The organism is Natrialba taiwanensis DSM 12281 (genome assembly GCF_000337595.1).
In the GTDB taxonomy this organism is placed as follows: domain Archaea; phylum Halobacteriota; class Halobacteria; order Halobacteriales; family Natrialbaceae; genus Natrialba; species Natrialba taiwanensis.
Map to the genome: position 1 here is coordinate 133,059 of NZ_AOIL01000012.1, position 23,957 is coordinate 157,015.

Sequence of the window (23,957 nt, forward strand, 5' to 3'; positions counted from 1 at the left end):
CGCGAGTGAGCGCAAGAAGGCATCGGCCGCTCTTCAGGTATAGGTCTAGGTCCAGATCCAAGTCCAGGGAAGGGGATCCACCGTGCTACCCGGCTCATACGGACTGCTGTAAGTCATTTCCGGCGCAACCGCAGGACAGACACAGTTGCGCCGATAAATCGGTACAGCAGACCGTATCAGTCCTCGCCGGACTCGTAGTGGTCGCCGGCAGCGTCCGGCAACCGCGTCCGGCCGACGAGCACGAGGACGACGATGACCGACATGTGCGGGATCGTGCGAATCAGTTCGGTCGGGATCGCGTAGCCGGCCGACTGCAGTGCAGTCTGGAGCGAGTTCAGTCCCGCGAAGAGGAACGAACTCAGAACGGCACCGACGGGGTGGTAGTTCGCGAGGAGGTAGGTCGCGATCGCGATGAACCCGCGGCCGTTGATTGCCGTGTCGCCGCCGCCGGCGAACGTCCCGAGGGTGCCGAGCGCGAAGCCGGCACCGCCGAGGCCGGCGAAGACGCCCGAGAGCAACACCGCAGCGTACCGGACCTTGCGAACGTCGACGCCGGCCGTATCGAGCGCCTTCGGATTCTCGCCGCTGGCGACGACCCAGCGGCCGAAGGTGGTTCTGGAGAGCAGGTACCAGCCCGCGACCGTGCCGGCCAGCATGAGATAGACCTGCGGTTCCGTATCGAACAGGAGATAGCCGACGATCGGAATTTCCGACAGTCCGGGGACCGTCACGCTTCCAAAGCGTGCGACGCTCGCGGTGTTGGGGCTGCCGAAGACGATCCGCGACGCAAAGGGCGCGAGCCCCAGCGAGATGAGCCAGATCGCGAGGCCGGCGATGATCTGGTCGGCCTTGAACTCGATGCAGACGATCGCGAAGATCAGCGCGAACAGGACGCTGACGAGGATGCCGACCAGCAGTCCCCACCACAGGTTCGACACGCCCATCGTCGCGCCGCCGTCGCCCAGCCAGTAGACCGCGATGATCGAGCTAAACGCCGAGACGATGAGGAGGCCCTCGATACCGATGTTGATGACGCCGCTTTTCTCGGCGAAGATGCCGCCGATCGCCGCGAGCGCGATCGGCACGGCGAGCCGGAGCGTCGAGGTCTGCCAGCTTGCGGGAGTCGCCCAGAGGAACGCCAGGGCGATGGCGACGGCACTCAGACTCGCCGCGCGCGGGTGTCGACCGATGAACTCGCGCGTGCGGCGGAATCGCTTACCCACCGTCCTCACCTCCGGATTCGTCGGTCGCCTCGTTGTCGTCGTCGGGAACGCTTCCCCCGTCGGCTCTGGCGGGTTCCGGTGAGCGAACGTCAACGTACCGCGTCCCGATCATGCGGAAGAACTCCGGCATCGCGACGAAGAGGATGATCAACCCGGAGAGAATGCCGACCAGGTCGGGCGGCACGTTCGTCGTGGAGCCGATTGCGCTCTCGCCGCTATCGAGCATGCCGAACAGGAACGCCGATGCGCCGACGCCCAGCGGATTGCTGCCGGCCAGCACCGAGACGGCGATCCCATCGAACCCGATCGACGGGACGTTCTTGAGCCACCGTCCGTGGACCATCAGCACCCAGAACGCGCCGGCGATGCCGCCGAGTGCGCCCGAAAGCGACATGGTCGCGACGGTCATGCGCTTCCCGTCAACGCCGCCATAGGCGGCTGCGGCCGGCTGAATACCGCTCGTGCGGAGTTCGTAGCCGAACGAGGTGCGGGCGAACAGCCAGGCGATGCCGAGCATGAGCACGACGGCGAACCCGAGCGCGAGCAGCGAGAAATCCACCCGTTCATCGAATCCGATGTACGGAATGGTCGGAACCTCAGCGTACTCCGGGACCGGCGCAGTTTGTGCGGTAGTGCTGTTGTTATCCTGGAACTGCCAGGACAGTAGCGTCGACGTGATACCGACCGCGACGAAGTTGAGCATGATCGTCGTTATCACCTCGTTCGCGTCGGCGTAGGCCTTCAGGGCTCCCGGAATCGCGCCGTAGAGGCCGCCACCGATCGCGCCCGCGAGCACGCCGAGGGGGATGAGAACAAGCATCCCGACCAGGCCGCCAGGAACGATCGGTTCCGCGAAGACGACGGTGATGGCCGTCACGAACCCGCCGATGACGAGCTGGCCCTGCGTCCCGATGTTGAGGAGGCCGGCGCGAAACGCCACCGCGACCGACAATCCCGCGAAGATCAGCAGCGTCGTCTGCTGGAGCGTCTTCGCGAGGCTCAAGTTTGTCGGCGACCAGCCACCCTGCAGCGGGTTGCCAAGCGCCCCGAGGAACAGCTCGTAGAAGACCTGCATCGGGTTGTAACAGAACGTCACGCCGGCTATGTCGAGTCCGGACCGACACGAGGCGACGCCGCCCGAGACGAAGACGAACGCACCGCCGACGAGCACCGCTGCGAACAGCGCCGCGACGCTAATGGCGATCCGTTCCATGGCTGACGCCCGGACGAGCCGTTCGAGGAGTCGCCGTATCCGACCGGGCGCATCCGAATCCGAACCCGAATCCGAACTCATCGCGACTCACCGCCGTTCGTTCCGACCGTGCCAGCATCGCTGGCACCCTTTCCAGTCTCGTCCACCTGCTGGCCCGCCATGAGTAATCCGAGTTCTTCTTCGGTGATCGCATCCGGGTCGGTGACGTCGATGAACTCGCCTTCGTACATCACGGCCAGCCGATCGGACAGCGCCTGCACCTCGTCGAGCTTCGAGGAAACCAGCACGATCGCGACTCCCTCCCGGCGGAGTTCGAGCAGTCGGTCGTGGATGAACTCGGTCGACCCGATGTCGACCCCGCGGGTGGGATACGTCGCGATAACCAGCGAGGGATCGCGCTCGAACTCGCGGCCGACGATGAACTTCTGTTGGTTCCCGCCGGAGAACGAGCTGGCATCGGCGTCGGCGTCCGGCGGTCGGACGTCGTAGGTGTCGATGAGGTCATCCGTGTAGTCGCGGACGGCGGTCCAGTCGATGCGGCCGTCGGCTGCGAACTCGGGGGAACGCTGGCTTCCGAGGATACTGTTTTCGACGAGGTCGAACGGCATGACCAGCCCGCGCTCGTGGCGGTCCTCCGGAATGTAGGACATGCCGGCGTCGATCCGCCGGCGGCGAGACCAGTCGGTGATGTCCGTGCCTTCGTAGGCAATCGTTCCCGCATCGGGCGTTCGGAGGCCGGTGATCGCCTCGATCAGTTCGGCCTGGCCGTTCCCGTCGACGCCCGCGATACCAACGATCTCGCCGGCGCGAACGTCGAGATCGATGCCGGAGACGACATCGACGCCGCGAGCGTCCTCGACGGCGACGTTCCGCGTCGAGAGGACGACCTTACCCGTCGTGACGGGGTCGGCGTCGACCTCGAGAAGCACCTCGCGACCGACCATGCGCTCGGCCAGGTCTTCGCGGTCCGTGCGTTCGGGCGCGACCGTCCCCACGGATTCGCCGTCCCGAAGAATCGTAATCGCGTCGGCTGCGTGGGTCGCCTCCTCGAGTTTGTGCGTGATGAAGATGACCGTCTTTCCCTGCGCAGTGAGTTCGTCGAGCACGTCGTAGAGGTCCTCGACCTCCTGGGGTGTGAGGACGGCCGTCGGTTCGTCGAGAATCAGTACGTCCGTGCCGCGAAACAGCGCTTTGAGAATTTCGACGCGTTGCTGGACGCCGACGCTCAGGTCCTCGACGGTCGCCTCGGGATCGACATCGAACCCGTACCGATCGCAGAGGTCGTCGATCTCGCGGGCGATCTGCTCGCGGTCGACCGCCATGCCGAACCACTTGGTCGGCTCGTTCCCCAGGGCGATGTTCTCGGCGACCGTCATGGAGTCGACCAGCATGAAGTGCTGGTGGATCATCCCGATACCGGCGTCGATGGCATCCTGCGGCGAGCCGAACCCGTGCTCGGTTCCATCGACGACGACACGCCCCGCCTCCGGTTCGTAGAGCCCGTAGAGGACGTTCATCAGCGTCGTCTTCCCCGCGCCGTTCTCGCCGAGCAAGGCGTGAACGCTCCCCCGTTCGACGCGCAAATCGACGTCGTCGTTCGCGACGACGCCGGGGAATCGCTTGGTGATTCCGTCGAGGTGGACGGCGAGATCCGTCCCCGCCTCCCCCGTTCCCGTCCCGCGGTCGGCGGTATCTACCTCCGACCCGGCGGCCAGTTCTGCTCCGTCCGTCGTTCCCGGTCCCGGCTTGGTCATGCGGTTACAGTGCTGTTGGAACGTCGATCTCGCCGTCGATGATCGCCTGTCTGGACTCCTCGACCTGCGTCTTGACTTCCTCGGGAATCTCGTCGCCGATCGTATCGCCGTAGACCGCAGCGACACCGTCTTCTTCAAGCCCCAGGCGCTCCTCGCCGGCCTCGAACTCGTCGTTGACGGCGGACTCGACGGCGGAATACACCGCGTTGTCGACGCGCTTGACCATACTCGCGAGAATCACGTCGGCGAGGTCCTCGTTCGAGACGGACTGGTCGTCGTCGACGCCGATCGCGAACCGCCCCTCGTCTCGCGCCGCCTGGAAGACGCCGATACCGGTTCGGCCGGCCGCGTGGAAGATGATGTCCGCGTCCTCGTTCTGGTACATCGTTCTGGCGGTTTGCTGCCCGCCGCCGGTGTCCTCGAAGCTCCCGACGTACGCCGAGACGACCTCGGCATCATCGTTTGCGTACTCGACGCCGGCTCGGAATCCGGCCTCGAAGGACTCGATCAGCGGCGATTCGGTCGCCCCGACGAAGCCGACCACGTCGGCGTCCGGATTCGTCTCGCCCTCGCCGGCCGCGAACTCGCGATCCGTCAGCAGTCCGGCCAGATGACCGACCTGGAACGATCCTGCGGGCTCGTCGAAGATGTAGCTTCGAACGTTATCCGCCTCGACGACCTCGTCGACGATGATGAAGTTCTGCTCCGGATACGCCGGCGCGTTCTCCCCGAGAGCCTGCGCCTGTGCGTACCCGATACAGTTGACCAGATCGTACTCGCCGGACTCCGCAAACGTGCTCTGTGCGCTGCTAAACTCCCCGTTCGAATCCGGCTCCCGCTTGTCAACCGCGATATTGAACTCGTCCCGCGCCTGGTCGAGTCCTTTCTTTGCCATGTCGTTGAACGAATCGTCGCCGAGGCCACCGACCGCATACACCGTTCCGATCTGAACATCGGCACTCCCCTCGTCACCGAACCCGCCGACACATCCGGCAAGGCCTGCCAACCCAACAGTGCCCACTCCCGTAAGGAACCGCCGTCGATCTCGTGACATACGACCGGCTAGCGTACACAATTGGTTTATACCCGTCGAAATTCCCGCTTAGAGCTCACGATTCGAGACACAGTTCAACAGCCGATCACGACTCACCCCAGACAGTGAGACAATCTCACAAAATCCGCCGGCGGAATTCCGAGTTCAGCCGTGCGATCACCGATCCGAGGCGGCGTCCGCGACCGCCGTCTCGATGACCGCTTGCGCCTCGGCGACGAGTTCATCGACGCCCTCGCTTTCGGCGTAGAGGCGGACGTACGGTTCGGTGCCGCTCGGCCGAACGAGGAGCCACGACGCGTCGTCGAACTCGAGGCGGATGCCGTAGTCGGTGTCGACGGTCGTCTCGGGGAACGCCGCGGGCAGTTCGCTCTCGAGCGCCGCCATCACGTCGGCTTTGCGCTGGTCCGGACACTCGACGCTGACCTTCCGGTAGGGTCGTTCGGTAACGGGGGCGCGGAGAGCGTCGGTGTCGCCCGCGGCGGCGACCAGTGCGGCGACGACGGCCGCGCTCGTGACGCCGTCGATCCACCCGCCGAAGGCCGTGTGAATGTGCTTCCAGGGCTCGGCCGCGAAAACGACCTCGGTGAACTCGTCTCCGGCGGCGCGTTCCCGGGCGATGCCCTCGTGAAGCGCCCCCAGACGGACGCGTTCGACGCGCCCGCCTGCGTCCCGAACTCGCTCGTCGATCCGCGCCGAGGCGTTCGGCGTCGTGACGACGACCGGATCGTCGGCGTCGCTCGTGGCCGTATAGTGCGCTGCGACGACGGCGAGGATGGTGTCTTCGTGGATCACATTGCCGTCGGGATCGAGGACGACCAGCCGGTCCGCGTCGCCGTCGTGTGCCAGCCCGAGGTCGAACGAGCCCTCTGCGAGGAACGCGGTGAACGACGAGAGCGTTTCCGGCGTCGGTTTGCTCTCCCGAGCCGGGAAGTGGCCGTCGACGGTCGCGTTCACGCCGACGACGGTCGCGCCGAGGGCGTCGAGGACCTGCGGCGTTGCGAGCGCGCCGACGCCGTTTCCGCAGTCGACGGCGATCGAAAGACCGGCGAGGGGCGACTCTCCAAACTCGTCGAACTGGTCGCGAACGTACGCGGCGACCGCGGTTCGGTACGGGTCGAGTATCTCGAGTTCGTTCGATCGACCCCACTGATCCCACGCGGATTGCGACGAGCCGGCGTCGATGGCACCCTCGATGCGCTGTTCGGCGTCGCGATCGAACTCGACACCGTCGGCGAAGAGTTTGATGCCGTTGTCAGTCGGCGGGTTGTGACTCGCGGTGAGCATGACGCCCGTTCGTCCTCGCGAGGCAAAGGCGAGCGCCGGCGTCGGCACCTGGCCGAGACGGCACACGTCCGCGCCGGCACTCTCCAGACCGGCTTCCATTGCCGCTGCCAGTGCCGGTCCCGTTTCGCGTCCGTCGCGGCCGACGACGACCGTCTCGCCGGGTTCGCCGACGGCCTGCCCGACCGAGAGGGCGAGCGACGGCGTGATTTGCTCGACCGGTCCGCGGATGCCCGCGGTCCCGAATAGTGTCATACTGGCCCGTTCCGCGAGCAACTACTTATATGACGTGACACGAGCGCTGCGCGCTGGGTCGCATCGGAGCAGTCAGGAGATGATTGCACGCCAGCCCGGTTTGTAACAGAGACCGTACGCCGCGGGGAGCGTACCGACCAACAGCGGCGGGACGAACAGGAGCATGCTGAACGGATCCGGCGGCGCGATGATCGACCCGACGATGTACGCGGTACCGATACCGATACCGGCCGTGCCGATCAACCGTTCGCGCCGCGTGGCCGGTTCGCTCCGGTCGGGAAGCCGTCTCCTGTAGACGAGGTACGCAAGGGCGGCGATAGACAGGGTAAAGAAGGTAGCCAATCCCCAGTACCTCCGTCCGCTCCGCGAGCGGCAGCATCGGCGCTGACGGCGTAGCTGAGACAGAGTCCAGCCAGCGGGAGCGCGAGGAGGAATACGAATCCGACAAGAACGGGGATCATTGTTTGTAACGTGGATGGAGACAGCAAATAATACTGTTTCGGTCACCGGCCGCGAAGACGTATCCGTCCGTTCCGTACGCCAGCGAACCGCGAGCCGAGTTCGTACGCCCGGTGCGCTAAAATATATTTTAGCTAACACCTATTCCGACGGGGACCCTCGATTCTCACGAGGATAATGCACGGGACAGACTCCGACGGAATCATCACGACAGGCACGACGACGGTCGGCCTCGTCGGCGCGGACGGCGTCGTCCTCGCAGCCGACAGCCGAGCGAGCCTCGGTGGCCGATTCGTCACGAACCGCACGGCCCGGAAGGTCGTCCCCGTCGACGACCGAACGGCGCTTACCTTCGCCGGCAGCGTCGGCGACGCCCAGTCGTTCGTCCGCCGCCTCCGCGCCGAACTCGCGCTGTACGACATGGATCACGAACCCGGCGCGTCGGTCGACACCGCAGCGACGGTCGCCGCCGATCTCATCCGCCGCGACCCATCCCCCCAACTCGAACTCGTTCTGGGCGGGGTCGCTCCCGAACCGACCGTCTACCAGATCGACCCCGCTGGCGGCGTTATGGACGCTCCGATCGCCGCCAGCGGGAGCGGGATGCAACTCGCCTACGGCTACCTGGAAGACGCCTACGACCCCGAGCAGTCGGTTGCGGAACTCCGAGCCGTCGCCGCGATGGCCGTCCGAAACGCGACCGAGCGCGACACCGCCAGCGGCGACGGCATGACCATCGCGACGATTACCGCAGACGAACTCGAACGCGAGCAGTACGACGGCATCGAACGCGCCGTTTCCGCCGCTACCACCCAGCCCGCAGACTCGGAGGTGGCTCGATGAACACGAGTTCACGTCAGCAGGCCTACGATCGCGGGCATACGATTTTCTCTCCTGATGGCCGGCTCTACCAGGTCGAGTACGCCCGCGAGGCGGTCGAACGCGGCTCCCCGAGCGTCGGCGTCGTGACGAGTGAGGGCGTCGTCCTCGCGGCGCGCAAGCGCGTTCGGTCGCCGCTGCTCGAGCCGGATTCGGTCGAGAAGATCCACCGCGTCGACGAGCACCTCGCCGTCGCGACCGCCGGCCACGCCGCCGACGCGCGCCAACTCGTCGAGGCGGCCCGCAAGCGCTGCCAGCAGCATCGGCTGCAGTACGGCGAACCGATCGGCGTCTCGGTCCTCGCGAGCGACCTCGCGGATCACATTCAGGAGCAGACCCAGTCCGGCGGGACGCGACCGTATGGGGCTGCGGTGCTCGTTGGGGGTGTCGATCCGGGTCCGGGTCCCGACCCGGATTCCTCCCCCACACCCGACGACCGATCCGCCGACGAAATCGAGTCCGAACCCGAGCACGAGTCAGCCACCGAACGGACCGTCCAGCCAGCACTCTACGAGGTCGATCCGGGTGGCACGTTCTACGGCTGGCGCGGAACCGCCATCGGCGACGGCACCGCCGAGATCCGGTCGTTCCTCGAGACTGAACTCGACGGCGGCGACAGTACCGCCGAAACTCCCAGTCTGACCCGAGATCACGGGCTCTCGATCGCTCTCGACGCGCTCGCAACCACGGCCGCGGACGACCGCCCGCTCTCACCGACGACGGTCACGGCTCGCGTTCTCGGACCGGGACCGGAATCGAGTTCGGAACAGTCGACGCCAGTCGGCGACGACGAACTCGAACGGGTACTCGCCGCACTCGAATCGGACTGAGCGGGTCACTTCGCGGTCTCCGCCTCTTTCGCCGATTCTGCCGTCTCTGCTGTTTCCGTCCCATCCGACGATGGTGCTGTCTCCGACGACGCCCGCTGCGTATCGACCACCGCGACCTGTTCGTCGACGTACAACGCAAGCACCGAGTCGTCGAGTTCAACCACGACGCGGACAGCGAGCGGGTCCTCGGAAAGCACCGTCTCGGCCCACTCGTGGCCGACGTTCCAGATCGGGCGGTCGCGCACATCCCGGTCGTGATCGTGGTAGAACGAGACGACGGCCGGGTGTGAGAGCAACGAGAGCGCGACGGGCGCACGCAGCGTCATCCCGCAGCGCGAACAGCTGAACTCGGCCTGGACGTGGTCGGTGTGCTCGGCCGGGAGCAGGTCTTCGGTTGCCGGCGAGAGCGTCGCAAGCCGAGCATCGACCGCGCCGCTGCAGTCGGGACAGACACCGTCGCGCACGAGCGAGAGCCGGTGTCTGTGGTGGCGGTCGAAGGCGGCCGGGAACGCCGCGCCGTGGGAGTCGAGCCCGGCGGGTGGAAAGCCGAGCCGAAGGAGCCGTCGGTCGCAGTGCCCACAGCGCACCGTTACTCTGTTATCGTTCGCCTGCGCCGTCAGCGCCGCCTGGCCACAGAACGGACAGTCGTCGTCGAGTTCGGTTGGGGGATGATCGACCCGCTGGGTGTACGTTCCGGTGGCGATCGCTCGTGCGATCCGCTCGCCGGCGTAGGTGAGTTCGTAGCCCTCACCGCCGTCCTCGGCACCGGACTCCACCTTTCGGAGGTACGGCCCGACGAGTTCGTCCAGGTGATAGGCGAACCCGGCGGTGGTGTCGACCGCGGAGGCGTCAAAGAGTGTCGAGAAGGTGGGCGTCGAAGGTGTGGCTTCAGTGGTGTCAGTATTGTCACTGTCGCCAGTGCCGTTCCCATCGCTGAACTCGAGCATCGTCTCGAGAATCCCCATCCGGATCTCGTTGCCGAGCGCCTGGAAGGCGTCGCTTGGGTCCGAGACGCGGTCGCTGGGCTCGGGGGCGGCGATCGGTAATTCCTCTCCGTCCTCTGCGGACATAGGATACTGTATACTTGGGCTGCGTGGAGAAGTAGCTTCGTTTATCCCCGGTGCTTTTCCTTCTCGAGTACCCGCACGCGCTCGATTCCGGTCTCCGGATACTGGCCGCTCTCGTCCTTCTCGAGGGCTTTGACCATATCCCAGACGACGTTGAGGCCGGTCGTGACGCCCTCGAGCGCCTCCATCTCGCAGCCGGTCTTGCCCGTCGTCTCGACCGCCACCGCGAGTTCGACGCGGTCCTCGGCGACCGAGAACTCGGTGTCGACGTTCGTGATCGGGATCTGGTGGCACATCGGGATCGTCTCCCAGGTGTGTTTGACGGCCTGGATCGCGCCGATTCTGGCGGTCGCGAGCACGTCTCCTTTGCCGATTTCGTCCTCGCGGATGGCCTCGACGGTCGACTCTTGCAGCCGGATTTCGCCCGCCGCGACGGCCCGGCGCTCGCTGTCGGGCTTGTCGCCGACATCGACCATCTGCACGTCGCCGTCGTCGGTGGTGTGTGTGAGGTCGCCGGTATCGGCGTCCTCGCCGTCCGCCGGCGGTGAATCGTCAGTCATCGGTTCCATCCTCGTTCCAGAGCGCCTTGGGGATTTCCTCGAGAACCTCCGAGGCGAGGAAGCCGAACTCCCGTGACGCAGCCAGGCGTTCGCCGGCGACGCCGTTGACCTGCGCACCGGCGGCGGCCGCGTCGAGCGGGTCGGCGTGCTCCATGAGCGCGGCGACGATACCGGTGAGCACGTCGCCCGTCCCGCCGACTTTCATCCCCGCCGTTCCCGAGCGGCTGAGTCGCGTGCGCTCGCCGTCCGTCGCCACGTCGGTCGCGCCCTTCGCGAGGACGACGTGTCCCAGGTCGGCCGCGAAGGCCTCGATCTCGTCCGCGGCTTCCCGCAGGTCGTCAACGTCGGGGCCGCCCATCCCGGCGAGTTCACCGCGGTTGGGCGTACAGATCAGCGTCGCCTCGGTCTCGAGTTCGGGAACGACTTCGAGCGCGTCGGCGTCGACAACCGCGGGGCCGGTGTAGGTTTCGAGGAACTGGCGGGTAGCCGCGAGCGTTTCGTCGGCGGTTCCGAGTCCCGGGCCGAGGATCACCACGTCGTCGTAGCGTTCGGCGGTGTCGACGAGGTCGTCGACCCGGTCGGGCGTCAGGCGGTCGCTCTCGTAGGACTGGACGATCAGGTCCTCGGCGTAGCCCTGGATCTCGCCGGCGACGGACTCGGGCGCGGCGACGAAGGAGAGTTCCATCCCGGCCCGGAGCGCGGACTGGGCGGCCAGCGCCGGCGCGCCGGTGTAGGGGCCGCCACCGACGACGAACGCCCGGCCGCCACGGTCGTCGGGTCGCGCAAGGCGCACGTCGCCGGGGCCGACGAACCGCTCCGCCGCCGCCGGAATGCCGATATCGGCGACGGTCACGTCCGCGTCGAGCGCCGAGAGGCCGGGTTTGGTGTCGTGAAAGGTGGCGACGCGGTCGGCCTCGACGGCGTTGGCTGCAAGCGGCTTCTCCGAGTCACGGTCGCCGTCACCCCCGCCAGCAGCGGCGTTCGCGTCGAATCCGGACGGGACATCGACCGACACGACGGTCGCGTCGGCCTCGTTGATCGCTTGCGCTGCCGTCGCCTCGGGTTCGCGGAGGTCGCCGCTGATCCCCGTTCCGAGCATCGCGTCGACGACCACGTCGCACTCCGGCACCTCGAACGCCGTGGAGTCGGTGACCTCGCGGGCGTCGTACCCCGCCCGCTGAAGCGCCGCCCAGTTTCGGCAGGCGATTTCGGTCCCGATCGTCTCGGCCCGTCCGAGCAAAAGCGTCGTCACGCTGAACTCCTCTAAGAATCGGGCGGCGACGAACGCGTCCCCGCCGTTGTTGCCGCGGCCGGCGACGATCACAACGCTTGCGTCCGGCTCTGCGACCTCCCGAACGACGCGGGCAACGGCGTTCCCGCTCGACTCCATCAACTGCTTTCGCGGAACGCCGAGCGCCGCGGCGTTCGCGTCGACGGCGGCCATTCGTTCGCCTGTAATCATGGGCGAGCGTTCGACGGGCCGACCGTTGAAGATTGCGGACGACACCCTCATATCCCCGATCATCTCTCGTAGACGTGAACGTCTTCTGGCTCGACGAGGACCCGCGGCTCGCGGCGCGCTATCACTGCGATCAGAACGTCAACAAGTTGTTACTCGAGGCCGCGCAGGTCCTTTGTACGGCGGCCCGCGAGAACGGGTACGACGCCGAGTTCTGCTACTAGTCGACCCACGTCGATCATCCCGTCACGAAGTGGGCGACGGGATCGCGGGCGAACTGGCTGCGCCTGTGCGAACACGCCCACGCGCTCAACGCCGAGTTCACCGAGCGCTACGAGAAGGACGAGGACCACGCGAGCTGGCAGGTCATCGAGCGGATCGATCCGGACCTGATCGAGTTCCCGTCCGCGGAACCGACGCTACGACCGCAGGCGATGCCCGACGAGTACAAGCGTCCCGGCGACCCGGTCGCCGCCTACCGCGCCTACTACGCCGGCGAGAAGGCCGAGTGGGCGGAGTGGCAGTATACGGAAGAACCGCCGTGGTTCGCGACATCCCTCGCCGAGACGGCCTGATGTATCCCGAATCCCGTTAGTACCGAATCTCGAATCCGTCCTCGCCCTCCGGGTCGTCGAACTCGGCGTCGACAGCCTCGACATCGGCGGCCGGACTGCCCGTGTGACACCACTCGACCATCGATTCGACGGCGTCTTCGGGGCCCTCGAAGACCGCTTCGACGCGGCCGTCGTCGAGGTTCTTCACCCAGCCGTCGATTCCCTTTTCTCGGGCCGTATCGCGTGTATTCGCCCGGTAGTAGACGCCCTGGACAGTTCCCGACACGAAGACGTGGGCTCGCGTTCGCGTTGTGTCTGCCATGTGCGGGCGGTCGATTGCGAGCGGCAAAAATCCCGTCGTCTGCGATTCCCCGCGTCCTACCGTTCGCGTTCTCGTTCGTAGCGCCGCGATCCGACGATCATCCAGCCTGCCAGTGCGACCACGGCGACGAAAAATACGATCCAGGCGACATCGGTTGCAGCGCCGTCGGCCGGCTCGGTGAACTCGACGAGTGCGAGGACGACGAGGAGCCCTGCGACGGCGAGCGCGTTCGTCCCGATGAACGACGCCAGCCCCTCCTCGTCGGTGACGCGATCCGGATCGTAGCCCGCGATCAATTCGACCCGCCCGAAGTACTTGATCAGGACGCCGAGCGCGCCGACGAACGCGGCACAGGCCAGAAGGATACCGGATCCGACACTCATACGCAGTTAGTTATTATAATCCAACAAAAGTGCTTCTACCACCCGTCCGTAGAGTTGCTACCGAGTTCGAAGACGAGGGCAGGGAGAGTCGTCTCCGGGTCGGAACGGCCACACTGAACTCGAGCAGCGGAGTCAGGCGATTCGACGGGAAATGTGGCGTTCGATCCGAAAACTTACCAGCATCAGCGCGATGCCAATTGGTGTAAGCACTCGTTTCCGACGAGTAGGAACGCCGGAAGCCCGCCAAGAACGAAAAACACCGCCACCGGAAGCATCTGAACCGGATGTTCGAGCGCGAACAGCGGGTACTCCAGCCGAGCGGCGTACCACGAGAGAAGCACCGCGCTCGCAGTACCGCCGAGCACGAACGCGCCGGTCACAGAAAGACGACGCTCCACCATGAGTGCACAGTACTGAATATTCCACATAGTATTTGGCCCGGAAAGGGGAGAAGAGGCTGCCGAGAACAGTCCGAGCATCGTATCTCCTGTCGCTGAACACGGCACACGCCCGACCGAACGCAGCAGACGGAGTGCAGCGTCGTCAGTCGCCGGTCCGCAGATGGTGAAACACGTACGTCTGAGCGTATCCCGCGTACTTCCCGCCGAACTGCTCGCGCAGTGCCCGCGAGGTCTCGGCGTACGAGCCACGGTCGCAGTCGGGATAATACTCCTCGATCGCCGACCTGAGCCAGGTGTCGAGCGGCACCGCCTCGTCGAACTCGAGGGCGAACAGGAGCACGCAGTCGGCCACCTTGTCGCCGACGCCGACGAACTGACAGAGGAACTCGCGCGCCGCCTCGTACTCGAGTTCACGCGCGTCGGCCGGGTGGGCTTTTCCGTCGGCGACCATTTCAGCGGTGCGGACGACGTAGGGGGCGCGGTAGCCGAGGCCGAGGTCCCGAAGCTCGCTTTCGGTGGCGGTCGCGAGCTGGTCCGGCGTCGGGAACGCGTGATATGTCTCGCCGTCGAAGGAGACTACGTCGCCGTACTCCCGGGCGAGCGTCGAAACCATCGAGTGGATTCGGCTGACGCGCATCTGCGCCGAACAGATGAACGAGATCAGGGTGCCGAAGGGCGGGTCCGTGACGAGTCGCATGCCCCGATGGGCCGCATAGGCGTCGTCTAACAGCGGATCGTCGGGTGCGGCGTCGACGATCGCTTCGAGGTCGTCGTCCAGTCGTAGGAGGCGGCGCACGGTCGGTTCGGCGTCCGTCGTCGACTCCCATTCGAGCGCGTCGTCGGTCGTCCGCACGCGGATCACCTCGCCGTCGACGACGGTGACGTACCACTCACCGGGGGCGGGCATCCCGCCGTACATGTCGCCGTCGCCGCGCCGCCAGAGGTAGGTCTGGCCGCTCTCGAGCGTCCGATACAGATCGAGTCCGCCCGCGAGTTCATCGCGGCGGATCGTCCCCGTTTCCATTCGTTCATCCCTACGGTGGCGTCGGCTTGGGCCTTTCGAACCGGTTGCTTCGCCCGTGCAGGTGACGGTGAACTCGCGCTGCGTGTCGCTGAGGCGAACCTTCATACTGCAGGCGATACAATGGCTCTGTATGAACTGCAGGGTTGTCGTCGAGGCCGCGGTGCCGGTATTCGACGTCGAGACAGCAGACGAGGCGATTCGGATCGCCATCTCGAAGACGGGCGAGATGCTGAACCCTGACTTAAATTACGTCGAGATCAACATGAGCAAGCGAATCTCTCCCGAAGGAGAGGAGCTCCCACCTGCGTTTATCGCTGCCGACGAGGCGCTCGTCGCACTCGAACTCGAGATGACCGTGTTCAACGTCGAGAGAGAGGAACACGCCTCGCGGATCGCCCGCAAGGAAATCGGGCAGCGACTCGAGAACATCCCGCTCGAGGTCGAGCAAGTCGAGGTCATCGAAGAGGACGACGAGGGGACCGACGAAGACGACGAGACGGATGAAGACGAGATGGCTGATGACGAGTCAACCGACGCTGCTGTGACGGACGATCAAGACGAGGACGCACAATCTGACGACGAGGACGACGAAATCCTGCCCGAGTTCGAGGATCTGGTCGAGTAAGAACTGCTTACCGGTTCACTTGCGTACCGTTCAGTCGAATTGCTGCGTTTTTATCGGATGGGAAACGGAGTCACTTCGGGGGCAGTCACGAGTATCGCAAAATCGAGTCGTGGACGACGGCAGGAGCATGGCGTTCGAACCCTGTGCGGAGACGAGCCAGACGAGTCTGAGCAATCTTACCAGTAGGAGACAATAGTACCTGAAGGATGCTCCGAGTGCTTCAGTCTGCGGTGGCGGCGACTGCTTCCTGTTCGTCCTCGCGCATGTTCATCGTGATTCCGCCGGCGAGTGCAAAAACAGCGGCTTTGTGATCGGTCTTCGATTTGTGGATTGATGTCGGTCGAATACCGAGAGAATCGTACTCCTCCAGGTCGATCTGGCAGTTGTCCCACGCCGCACACTGGTTCGATACTTCCGCGAGAAGGCCGTGAAGGTGAATGAGCTCCTGCTTCTTCATAACCATGCAATGCTATCCACTGCAGGGTTATATTATTATCTTGAGTCGCGTTACCATGCAACCTGTATCAGGGCGAGAGAGGGTCAGGAAAAACAACCGTTCGAAGAGGGAGTCTAGTTGCGTAAAACAGTCTCCAAGCTACTGTTAGTTCAGTCATAGACCTCCCATAAATCCGAGTGATATCGTCCACAGCGCGCCTCATTTGAGCTAGCGATTCTGCTCGAAACGGTCTCGCCTATCCGAGTTGCTTCAACGTCTGGAGATCGCGATCGGTCCGCATGAACTCGGCGGTCCGCCGGGAGGCATGACAGTTCGGGCAATGAAACATTTCGGTTGATGTCGGTAACTCGCCCGGTTCCGTTTGCCAATCCTTCGTACACTCCGGACACAATAGTTGAACGGTCGTCTCGACCATGCCAGGCCATTACACACCACGGGTGAAAAACCTTGTCTCAGCACAGTCGTGTACACCAAAGCAAACGGAGATCGGCAGCGTCAGGGTATCCAACTAGGAGATGAACGGTCTCGGTCCGAAGCGGCGCTGAACTCGTTACGCCGGTGCTGCCGTGTCCGAGGCTTCGAGGAGTTCCTTGTAGCGGTTTCGGATGGTGACCTCGGAGATGCTTGCAACTTCGCTGACCTCGTTCTGGGTCACCTTCTCGTTAGTCAGGAGCGCCGCAGCGTAGACGCCGGCAGCCGCGAGGCCGACCGGCGACTTGCCGCTGTGGACGCCCTCCTGGCGGGCCGACTCGAGCAGCTCGCGGGCCATCCGCTCCGTTTCGTCCGAGAGGTCGAGGTCGCTGACGAATCGCGGGACGTAGTGTTCCGGATCGGCGGGCTTGACCTCGAGACCGAGTTCACGAATGATGTAGCGGTAGGTCCGCGTGAGCTCCATCTTGTCGACGCGGCTGACGGCCGAAATCTCGTCGAGGCTGCGCGGGGTCCCGGCCTGCCGAGCCGAGGCGTACAGCGAGGACGTGGCGACGCCCTCGATCGAGCGGCCTGGGAGCAGGTCTTCTTCGAGCGCGCGTCGATAGATCACGCTTGCGGTCTCGCGGACGTTCTCGGGGAGGCCAAGCGCGCTTGCCATGCGGTCGATCTCGCCGAGTGCCTGCTTGAGATTGCGCTCCTTGGAGTCGCGGGTGCGGAAGCGCTCGTTCCAGGTGCGCAGCCGCTGCATCTTCTGGCGCTGGCGGCTCGAGAGGGACTTACCGTAGGCGTCTTTGTCCTGCCAGCCGATGTTGGTCGAGAGCCCCTGGTCGTGCATCATGTTGGTCGTCGGGGCACCGACGCGGGACTTTTCGTCCTTCTCCGCGGCATCGAACGCCCGCCACTCGGGACCGCGGTCGATCTCGTCCTCTTCGACGACGAGCCCGCAGTCCTCACAGACGGTCTCGGCGTGTTCGTCGTCCGTGATGAGCCGACCACCACACTCCGGACAGCGCTCTCGCTCNTCGACGACGAGCCCGCAGTCCTCACAGACGGTCTCGGCGTGTTCGTCGTCCGTGATGAGCCGACCACCACACTCCGGACAGCGCTCTCGCTCCTCGGAGCGCGTCGTCTCCTCCGTCTCGGTTTCGGTCTGCTCCTCGGTTCGTTCGTTCGAGTAGGTTCTGATGTTCGTATCTGTCATGGTGTATCGGGTTGGTTACTCGGGGCTCCCGGGTGGGGTAACCAGAAGAAACCCGGTCGCCTTCAGCTAACATAGAGTTAGGTCGTAAGCCATATAAACCTTTTGCCTTTGTTATAAAGAAACGCGTTTTCTGGTATATGTGTTTCGGATATATGCTTATTAATCGTGTTTCATCTCTCGCTCCGATCGGCGATGCTAATCGAGTAGTAAATCACACTGAAGCGACCCTTGCCATCGGACTGTGCAGGTCGATCCGCGCTAATCACGTACTACGGGTCGAATCTTTTTCGAACTCTGCCGGTAACACGTTCCTATGACCGTTCGATTCGGCGCGATCACTGTCGATTGGCTCGGCCGGGCAACCGTCCGACTCGAAGGAGAGACAGGGACCGTCATCTACGCCGATCCCGGCCCCAAGACTGACGGCATACTCGACGGCCAGGCCCCCCACGACGGCGACCTGATTCTCGTCTCACACGGCGCTCACTACGATCCCGACTCGATCCGCCGCCTTGCCCACGAGAACTCGGTCGTCGTCGTCCACGAATCGATCGACGCCGAGACGATCGACCGGACTGCCGAGCAACCCGACGCTCTCCCTTTTGAAGTCGCTCGTGTCCAGAAAAACGAGTCGTTCATTCTCGGCCCGCTCGACCTCTCGACGACGCCAGCCGAGACCGAACCGGACGGATCCCGCGATGATGAACGAAGCCAACCCGATGGCGCGTCCGACGAGGGCTGCGGTTTCCTCGTCACCATCGATGGCATCACGGCGTTCTGGCCCGGAAACACGGAGCCGCTCCCGTCCCACGACGAACTCGCCGTGGATCTCTTCTTGTCCCCGATCGGCGGTGGCCCCACGATGGATCGACACGAGGCCGCAGCCCTGGCGACGCGACTCGACCCGGATCTCGTGCTGCCAGTCCGGTACGAGACGACTGACGCTCGCACAGCCGACGACGAGGCGTTCGTCGTCGACGTTGCTACCCGCGGCATTCCGGTGGTCTTGGACCGGTAGCGTCCGTCTGTACACACGGAGATAGACCCGTACCTATAAGTCACAACTCGCTAATCCTCGCACGTGAATTTGTGATGGATATTATCAATCACACATTTCTCCACCGGATGGCGATGACACCCGGGCCCGGATGGCAAGCGGGGCGTGACTCGAGAGGTGAGCCGCGTGGGAACTAACACCGGTTCGGAAACCGACATCGAGGCGGCGGAGCTCTCCTACCCGGCCAGCAGTTGGCGAGGTTTTTTTACGAATCACTTCGGCCCATCGATGCTCTGGGCACTGATCAGCATCGGTGGCAGCCACATCGTCCTCGCGCCGACGCTTGGCGGTACGTTCGGGCTCTTTGCCATCTGGATGTTCGCACTCATCTACCTCGCAAAATACGGCGGCTGGGAACTCGGCATCCGCTACAACTACGGCGTCGGCGGCAACCCCGTCGAAGCCTACGATCAGCTCCCCGGCCCGAAAAACTGGATGCAGTGGTTCACTGTCGGCGTCTTTACGATCATCTACACGGGAATCACCGCCGCAGTCGGGATGAGTACGGCCGCGTTCGTCGAAGCATTGACCCCGCTGTCGTTCCAGCAGGCGTTCGTCGTCTTCGTCGGCCTGGCGGGCGTCCTCGTCCTGCTCACACGCTACAGTCTCCTCGAGAAGATTCTGATCGGTTTTACGGTCGCGCTGGGCGTCCTCATCGTCCTCGGCGTGCTCGTCGGCCCTCCGTCGGGTGAGGTCGTCACAGCCACGACCTTCTCTGCGCCTGATCTCACCGGGCCGCTGTTCATCGGCCTGTTCGCCGCGGCCGCCGGGTTCGCGCCGACCGGATTCAGTACCAGCGTCCTCATCGGTAGCTGGAGCACCGCCAAAGGCGAGGGCGCAAGCGAGCTCCGGGCCCGAAACCTCGATCCAAACGACGACCAGTATCACGACTACATCCGCGCCTGGATCCGAACCGGTCGCCGCGACTTCAACATCGGCTACGCCTTCAGCTTCACGCTGATCGTCGCGATGGTGATCCTCGCCTCGAACGTCCTCTACCCCACCCCGCCCGAAGACGCCAATCTCGCCGTCACCATCGGGTCGATCCTGAGCGACTCCTTCGGCGAGTGGTCCTACTACGCGATGGTCCTCGGCGCGTTCGCAGCCCTCTACTCGACCGTCATTACGCTGCTCGATGGGGCCGCCCGGGCCACCGGCGATGTCCTTCCAATGGCACTCGACCAACCTGAACTCGATAGCGAGCGGATCCGCAAACTCGTCGTCGTCGGCATCGTCGCCGTCAGCTGCGGCGTCGTCGTCACGCTCGGCACCGTCCCGGTTACCTTCCTTATCTGGATCTCGGCGATCCTCGCTGTCACGGAGGTCCTCTTTTACCCCGCAAACTGGTACGTCGTCCGGGAGAACCTCCCTGAACAGTTCCAGCCCTCCCGCGCGTGGGTCACCTACTACGCCGTCAGTCTCGTCGTCGTTCTCGTGTTCGGCATCATGGGCGCGGCATCCGAGTTCGGCTACGTCTGAACTCGGCCCCCGGTTCGCTCTCTCCTGGATCCGTCTCATCCAGCTTTATCTCGGCTGGACGAGAGCAATCGGCCATGGAACGGGAGTACGACAAACTCGTTCGCGATGCCATTCCGGCGATCATCGAAGACAACGGGGAGATCCCGGTCACCCGGACGGTCTCCGGTGACGAGTACGAATCGTATCTGCGCGACAAACTGCAGGAGGAAGTCGAGGAGTACCTCGCCGACCGAGACGCGGACGAACTGGCGGACATCTTGGAGGTCGTTCACGCGCTCGGGCACGTCGAAGGTCTCTCCCCGCAAGAACTCGCCGAGCGCAGGGAACGAAAGGCGAACTCGCGGGGCGGGTTCGAGGACGGCATCGTCCTCGAGCGGGTGAACTGAAGTTCAGCCGCCAGGTACGCAGTTGGTTAGATAACACCCATCGCGTCGAGCCGTTCGGGAAGATACGTATCCGTCACGAAATCGAGGCCGTGTGAAGCCAGCGACTGCTGTTCTGACTTCTTCCCGATCTCGAGTTGCAACTCGATCTGTTCCTCCCAGTAATCGGTCTGGAAGCGCGGGTCCTCGAGTTCACTTTCCAGGGCATTGATGTCCGAGTCGCTGAGCGGATCGGTCGGCAGATCGTACTCGACGATGTCGGCGGGCTGGATGCCGATGTAGTCGGCTTCGGGAGTTGCGAGGTACTCGGAGAGGTGGGCCGACTTGATCGAGCCGTAGGCGACGGAGCCGTAGATGCGGTAGGACCAGGGGTCGCCGTCGGTAAAGACCACCACTGGAAGGCCGAGTTCGTCGTGGAAGCGCTTCGTCAGTCGGCGCGTGGCCCGCGCGGGCTGGCCGCCGAGGTGGACGACGATCGCGTCGTACTCCTCGTCGAAGCCGTTCTCGACGAGTCGATCGCGCATCCCGCCGGTCTCCACACAGAGGACGAAGTCGGCGTCGTTGTCGAGGAACTCGATCATGTCCGGGTTGTTCGGGATCTGGTACCCGCCCTGGCCCACGTCGAGCTGGCAGTGGATGTCGCGATCGCCGCGTTTGGTTTGCTCGCGGATGTGGAGCGGTCCCATCACCTTCGCACCGGATTCCTCCGGGCGCATGTGAAAGTCCTCGCGGGTAACCCCCGAGACGATCTCTAAGTCTTCGACCAGGCTGTTCGACTCGTCCTGGCTGGTGAACTGCGCGTTGTCGTTATCCCAGCTTTCCGAGAGGTAGTAGAGTTCACGCAGGGTCGAGGAACGGTCTTCCTCGAGTTGGTCCGCGAGGAACTCAATGGTGTAGACGGCCTTTAAAAGCTTTCTCGCGCCGCGGACGGAGTTTGCCGACCGAGTCGACTCGCGGTCGCCGTAGACCCAGACGTCCTTGTCCTCGTCGTACTCGATGTTGTTCTTCGTCCGCGTCGGAACGGACATGTGCGGGATCTCGCCGAGTTCGAACTGGTCGTAGAACTGTGCGGCGAGATCGATCAACTGTTCTCTGGCCTGCTGGTCGTTGTCTGCGCTCATTGTTTCACCGTGAGTTTCTCGCTTTCGACGCCTTTCACGTCCAGATCGAAGCTCGCGTCATCGGGGGCGACGTACTCTAGGGCGGCCTCGTCGTCACTGGAGACCTCGGCTTCCCACTTGACGAACCACTCGCCGTCCATCTCGACGACGGTCGCGCCGTCCGAGAGGTCGGTCGGCTCGGCCGAGACGATCTCGGTAATTTCGAGGGTTTCGTTCGTTCCCGAGTTGTTCTCGACGACGACGGAGACGGCCTTGCCGTCGCCGTTTGGCTTGACCTCGCGCTCGACGAGGACGTTGTTCATGATGCGGGCGATGGCGTCGTCGATGTTCGGTTCGTCGCGCTCGGTGACCTCGGCGACCTTTTCGGCCATCTCCGGCAGGATGGTGCCGAGGACGTTCTGTTTCTTCCGGCGCTTTTGCATCGAGCGGCGTTTGTTGAGGAAGCTCTTCAAGTCGCGAGCGGCCTCGCGGATCGCGAGTTCGATTTCGTCCTCGATTTCGGGGACGTTCGCGACGGCGTCTTTCGACTCGCTCGTGAAGGGGACGTTCGTCGAGGCGACGTGAACCATGATGACGACGGGGCCGTTCGGCAGGCCCGAGCCGCCGGGCTGGTCCAGTCCGTAGTTGCGCCAGCCGATGGACTTGACCACGTCCGTCGTGGCGCACGCGCCGCGCTGGTAGACCAGCGGGACGCGGTTTGCAAAGCGCATTACGTTCGCGGTGCCCTCAGCGGGCAGATCGTCGCCGTAGGCGATGCCGGCCTCGACGATGAACGGATCGCCGCCGTGGACCTCGGCATCGCGGGTCGCCGAGGCGTAGAAGTCGGCGTCGAACTCCTTTTCGAGGCCGGCCTCGATGAGATCGGCGGAGATGGGCGAGAGACACCGCGTCGGCGGTGCCATGATGTCGGTCGCGCGCATTCCGTCGACGAGATCGCTGGTCGCATCGCGGTCGCCCTCGAGTTCGCGCACGAGCGGCGGGTCGTCGGGGACGGTCACCATCACGTCCCAGATTGCCTCGGTGATGTTCTCGCGCGCCGTCTCGCCGAAGGCGACGTCGTCGTACTCCTCGGTGAGTTCGGCGGCGCGGTCGACGTACTCGCGGAGCGTCTGGTGGGTGAGGCGGTGGCGCGGGTCGTCGTCGGTCTCGTCCTCGAAGGTGCCGGCGAGGCGGACCGCAAAGGCCTGCACGATTTCGTCGTCCTTGCGGGTGCTCGTGGCGTCGTCGACGAGATCGTAGAGATCGGCGACGAGCCGCGACTCGTCCGCGTCGGTTCCGGACGCGTCTGCGACGGAGTCGTCGGTCGGTGCGGCGTCGATGAGCGCGAGCCAGACGGCATCGACGGCGTTCTCGCGGACGGTATCGCCGAAAGTCGTTCCGTGGTCGTCTTCGACGGTGTCGGCGGCCGAGTCGACGATATCGAGCAGTTCGTGGTGGGCGAGTCGATCGCGGCTCGCGACCTCGGTCTGGACGGCCTCGGCGAAGGCGGCCGTCGCGTCGGGGCCCTTGTTCGCGGTGGCGTCCGTGACGGCCGCTTCGAGATCGAGCGCTTCGTGGTTCGCAGGCGGCCGCCAGCGCATCTCCCGGCCGTAGTGGCGGTCGCGGAACGCGCCGATGACCGACTCGGCGGTCTTCTTCCCGACGCGGGTGAACTCTTCCTGCAGGAACCCGGAGACCGTCTGGGAGTCCGTCGCGGCGAGCATCTTGATCACGGTCCCGAGTTCGACGCCGTGGGGATGGGGACGGATCTCCTCGGTCTCCTCCGGTAACTGATCCGTCGCGCGCTCGAACTTGAAGTGTGAACTCGGTTCGCGAAGTTCAAGTCGCGCGTGCGGGTTGACGACCGCGGTGTGCTGGATGTAGTCGTGGAGTTGCTGGCGAGCGCGCATGTTCGCCTCCATCTCGAGTTCGATGCGCGTGCCGTGGGGACGATCCCACGTCGTCGTTTCCTCGACGCTGATCTCGGGTTCGTTGTCGTCGGTATCGACGATGAGTTCGAAGTACTGCGCGTCGCTTGCACCCTCGGTTCGGCTGGTGATCTTCGCGGGCTTGCCGCTCGTCAGTTGCGAGTAGAGGACGGCGGCGGAGATCCCGATTCCCTGCTGGCCGCGTGACTGTTCGCGGGCGTGGAAGCGAGATCCGTAGAGAAGCTTCCCGAAGACCTTCGGCAGCGATTCCTTGGTGAGCCCGGGTCCGTTGTCCTCGACGATCAGGCGGTAATAGTCGCCATCCTCCTGAATCTCGACATAGATGTCCGGGAGAATACCGGCTTCCTCGGCGGCGTCTAAGGCGTTGTCGACGGCCTCCTTGACGGCCGTCACGAGGCCCCGAGCGCCGCTGTCGAAGCCGAGCATATGCTTGTTCTTCTCGAAGAACTCGGCGATGGAGATCGCCTGCTGGCTCTCTGCCAGCTCCTCGGCGATCCCCGGCTCATCACCGAGTGTCGACTGGAACGACGTCATCATCACCCTGTACTAACGGGGA

At 64.5% G+C, this 23,957-nt stretch carries 24 protein-coding genes and 1 pseudogene; 7 read left to right on the forward strand and 18 right to left on the reverse strand.

Going from position 1 to position 23,957, the window contains the following annotated elements:
- Positions 1 to 176: 176 nt before the first annotated feature.
- From C484_RS02930 to C484_RS02955, 6 genes are all read right to left on the reverse strand, one after another.
- Positions 177 to 1,223, reverse strand: coding sequence for an ABC transporter permease (locus tag C484_RS02930; protein ID WP_006824483.1), 1,047 nt, complete (start codon positions 1,221 to 1,223; stop codon positions 177 to 179).
- Entirely contained in the window at positions 1,216 to 2,517 is a 1,302-nt protein-coding gene (locus tag C484_RS02935; RefSeq protein ID WP_006824484.1) for an ABC transporter permease, read from the reverse strand. Before C484_RS02935 ends, C484_RS02930 begins: the two co-directional genes overlap by 8 nt.
- Positions 2,514 to 4,190, reverse strand: coding sequence for an ABC transporter ATP-binding protein (locus C484_RS02940; RefSeq protein ID WP_006824485.1), 1,677 nt, complete (start codon positions 4,188 to 4,190; stop codon positions 2,514 to 2,516). The genes C484_RS02935 and C484_RS02940 overlap by 4 nt, the downstream gene beginning before the upstream one ends.
- Before the next feature lie 4 nt (positions 4,191 to 4,194).
- A complete protein-coding gene (locus tag C484_RS02945) occupies positions 4,195 to 5,244 on the reverse strand; it encodes a BMP family lipoprotein (RefSeq protein WP_049903726.1) in 1,050 nt (349 codons plus the stop codon).
- 156 nt (positions 5,245 to 5,400) lie between these two features.
- On the reverse strand, positions 5,401 to 6,780 hold the full coding sequence (locus tag C484_RS02950) for a phosphoglucosamine mutase (protein WP_006824486.1): 1,380 nt from the start codon (positions 6,778 to 6,780) through the stop codon (positions 5,401 to 5,403).
- A gap of 72 nt (positions 6,781 to 6,852) precedes the next feature.
- Positions 6,853 to 7,122 (reverse strand): hypothetical protein, encoded by a 270-nt coding sequence (locus C484_RS02955; RefSeq protein ID WP_006824487.1) that lies wholly within the window; start codon positions 7,120 to 7,122, stop codon positions 6,853 to 6,855.
- Positions 7,123 to 7,416: 294 nt separating this feature from the next.
- On the opposite strand from C484_RS02955, the gene C484_RS02960 reads away from it, so the two are divergent.
- Together C484_RS02960 and C484_RS02965 are read left to right on the forward strand one after the other, a co-directional pair.
- On the forward strand, positions 7,417 to 8,082 hold the full coding sequence (locus tag C484_RS02960; RefSeq protein ID WP_006824488.1) for a 20S proteasome subunits A and B: 666 nt from the start codon (positions 7,417 to 7,419) through the stop codon (positions 8,080 to 8,082).
- Positions 8,079 to 8,948 (forward strand): archaeal proteasome endopeptidase complex subunit alpha, encoded by an 870-nt coding sequence (locus C484_RS02965; protein WP_006824489.1) that lies wholly within the window; start codon positions 8,079 to 8,081, stop codon positions 8,946 to 8,948. Before C484_RS02960 ends, C484_RS02965 begins: the two co-directional genes overlap by 4 nt.
- Positions 8,949 to 8,953: 5 nt before the next feature.
- Here the strand turns inward: C484_RS02965 and C484_RS02970 are convergent, their stop codons facing one another.
- The 3 genes from C484_RS02970 to C484_RS02980 are packed head-to-tail and all read right to left on the reverse strand — an operon-like array spanning position 8,954 to position 12,037.
- Positions 8,954 to 10,018 (reverse strand): DUF7351 domain-containing protein, encoded by a 1,065-nt coding sequence (locus C484_RS02970; protein ID WP_006824490.1) that lies wholly within the window; start codon positions 10,016 to 10,018, stop codon positions 8,954 to 8,956.
- A 41-nt stretch (positions 10,019 to 10,059) separates the two neighbouring features.
- On the reverse strand, positions 10,060 to 10,575 hold the full coding sequence (gene moaC, locus C484_RS02975) for a cyclic pyranopterin monophosphate synthase MoaC (protein ID WP_049915004.1): 516 nt from the start codon (positions 10,573 to 10,575) through the stop codon (positions 10,060 to 10,062).
- Positions 10,568 to 12,037 (reverse strand): bifunctional ADP-dependent NAD(P)H-hydrate dehydratase/NAD(P)H-hydrate epimerase, encoded by a 1,470-nt coding sequence (locus C484_RS02980; RefSeq protein WP_049915005.1) that lies wholly within the window; start codon positions 12,035 to 12,037, stop codon positions 10,568 to 10,570. Before C484_RS02980 ends, moaC begins: the two co-directional genes overlap by 8 nt.
- A 74-nt stretch (positions 12,038 to 12,111) precedes the next feature.
- On the opposite strand from C484_RS02980, the pseudogene C484_RS02985 reads away from it, so the two are divergent.
- Positions 12,112 to 12,609: pseudogene (locus C484_RS02985) on the forward strand (hypothetical protein).
- A 16-nt stretch (positions 12,610 to 12,625) separates the two neighbouring features.
- On the opposite strand, the gene C484_RS02990 reads toward C484_RS02985, so the two are convergent.
- The 4 genes from C484_RS02990 to C484_RS03005 form a co-directional block, all read right to left on the reverse strand.
- The gene (locus tag C484_RS02990) at positions 12,626 to 12,910 is read right to left on the reverse strand and encodes an acylphosphatase (RefSeq protein ID WP_006666325.1); all 285 of its coding nucleotides are present in this window, start codon (positions 12,908 to 12,910) and stop codon (positions 12,626 to 12,628) included.
- Between the two features lie 56 nt (positions 12,911 to 12,966).
- On the reverse strand, positions 12,967 to 13,293 hold the full coding sequence (locus tag C484_RS02995; protein ID WP_006824493.1) for a DUF3784 domain-containing protein: 327 nt from the start codon (positions 13,291 to 13,293) through the stop codon (positions 12,967 to 12,969).
- 182 nt (positions 13,294 to 13,475) lie between these two features.
- Positions 13,476 to 13,694: a hypothetical protein gene (locus tag C484_RS03000; RefSeq protein ID WP_239640913.1), complete on the reverse strand. Its 219-nt coding sequence runs from the start codon at positions 13,692 to 13,694 to the stop codon at positions 13,476 to 13,478.
- A 142-nt stretch (positions 13,695 to 13,836) separates the two neighbouring features.
- Complete coding sequence (locus C484_RS03005) at positions 13,837 to 14,718, reverse strand: DNA-3-methyladenine glycosylase family protein (protein ID WP_006824495.1); 882 nt, start codon at positions 14,716 to 14,718, stop codon at positions 13,837 to 13,839.
- Between the two features lie 130 nt (positions 14,719 to 14,848).
- Between C484_RS03005 and C484_RS03010 the strand changes: the two genes are divergently transcribed.
- On the forward strand, positions 14,849 to 15,343 hold the full coding sequence (locus C484_RS03010; RefSeq protein WP_006824496.1) for a DUF555 domain-containing protein: 495 nt from the start codon (positions 14,849 to 14,851) through the stop codon (positions 15,341 to 15,343).
- 220 nt (positions 15,344 to 15,563) lie between these two features.
- Here the strand turns inward: C484_RS03010 and C484_RS03015 are convergent, their stop codons facing one another.
- The 3 genes from C484_RS03015 to C484_RS03025 form a co-directional block, all read right to left on the reverse strand.
- Positions 15,564 to 15,800: a UPF0058 family protein gene (locus C484_RS03015; RefSeq protein ID WP_006824497.1), complete on the reverse strand. Its 237-nt coding sequence runs from the start codon at positions 15,798 to 15,800 to the stop codon at positions 15,564 to 15,566.
- A 235-nt stretch (positions 15,801 to 16,035) separates the two neighbouring features.
- Positions 16,036 to 16,215: a DUF7836 family putative zinc-binding protein gene (locus C484_RS24140; RefSeq protein WP_006108603.1), complete on the reverse strand. Its 180-nt coding sequence runs from the start codon at positions 16,213 to 16,215 to the stop codon at positions 16,036 to 16,038.
- A 135-nt stretch (positions 16,216 to 16,350) separates the two neighbouring features.
- Positions 16,351 to 17,433: a transcription initiation factor IIB gene (locus tag C484_RS03025; protein WP_006824498.1), complete on the reverse strand. Its 1,083-nt coding sequence runs from the start codon at positions 17,431 to 17,433 to the stop codon at positions 16,351 to 16,353.
- Between the two features lie 313 nt (positions 17,434 to 17,746).
- Between C484_RS03025 and C484_RS03030 the strand changes: the two genes are divergently transcribed.
- The 3 genes from C484_RS03030 to C484_RS03040 all read left to right on the forward strand — a co-directional run bounded on the left by C484_RS03030 (position 17,747) and on the right by C484_RS03040 (position 20,355).
- Positions 17,747 to 18,451 (forward strand): MBL fold metallo-hydrolase, encoded by a 705-nt coding sequence (locus C484_RS03030; RefSeq protein WP_006824499.1) that lies wholly within the window; start codon positions 17,747 to 17,749, stop codon positions 18,449 to 18,451.
- Between the two features lie 165 nt (positions 18,452 to 18,616).
- Positions 18,617 to 19,969: an Nramp family divalent metal transporter gene (locus C484_RS03035; protein WP_006824500.1), complete on the forward strand. Its 1,353-nt coding sequence runs from the start codon at positions 18,617 to 18,619 to the stop codon at positions 19,967 to 19,969.
- A gap of 74 nt (positions 19,970 to 20,043) precedes the next feature.
- Positions 20,044 to 20,355, forward strand: a complete 312-nt coding sequence (locus C484_RS03040; protein ID WP_006824501.1) for a nucleoside triphosphate pyrophosphohydrolase — start codon at positions 20,044 to 20,046, stop codon at positions 20,353 to 20,355.
- A 26-nt stretch (positions 20,356 to 20,381) separates the two neighbouring features.
- Here C484_RS03040 and C484_RS03045 read toward each other — a convergent pair whose 3' ends face one another.
- Complete coding sequence (locus C484_RS03045; protein ID WP_006666334.1) at positions 20,382 to 21,473, reverse strand: DNA topoisomerase IV subunit A; 1,092 nt, start codon at positions 21,471 to 21,473, stop codon at positions 20,382 to 20,384.
- Positions 21,470 to 23,935 carry a DNA topoisomerase VI subunit B gene (locus C484_RS03050; RefSeq protein ID WP_006824502.1) on the reverse strand — a complete coding sequence of 822 codons (2,466 nt, stop codon included), beginning with the start codon at positions 23,933 to 23,935 and terminating at the stop codon, positions 21,470 to 21,472. The genes C484_RS03045 and C484_RS03050 overlap by 4 nt, the downstream gene beginning before the upstream one ends.
- Positions 23,936 to 23,957: the final 22 nt, after the last annotated feature.